At 60.6% G+C, this 350-nt stretch carries 1 protein-coding gene; it reads right to left on the minus strand.

The features are described 5' to 3' along the window. Window positions 1-350, minus strand: a 350-nt coding sequence (locus tag AC1DK4_RS40885) for a molybdopterin-dependent oxidoreductase (protein WP_477132287.1), incomplete at both ends; no start/stop codon positions are given.

The raw sequence follows: 350 nt of genomic DNA on the forward strand, positions 1-350 counted from the left end.
TGCCTGGCACCGGGGCCACGCCGGCGCTTTTCCAGTCGGTGCCGCCAAAAGGTTGAGCCAGTTCACCGACGCTGTCGTGCATCAGCGGGATGGTCACCAGGTCCTTCTCAACGCCCAGATGCCCTTCAGCCATGCTGGAAAAGGCCTTGGCGATGCCTTTGTAGATTTCCCAGTCGGAACGCGATTCCCACGCCGGGTCGATGGCGGCCGACAACGGGTGAATGAACGGGTGCATGTCCGAGGTGTTCATGTCGTCCTTTTCGTACCAGGTCGCGGTCGGCAAGACGATGTCGGAATAGACGCAGGTCGAGGACATGCGGAAATCCAGCGTGGTGACCAGATCGAGCTTG

Source organism: Cupriavidus sp. 05N38 (assembly GCF_056397345.1).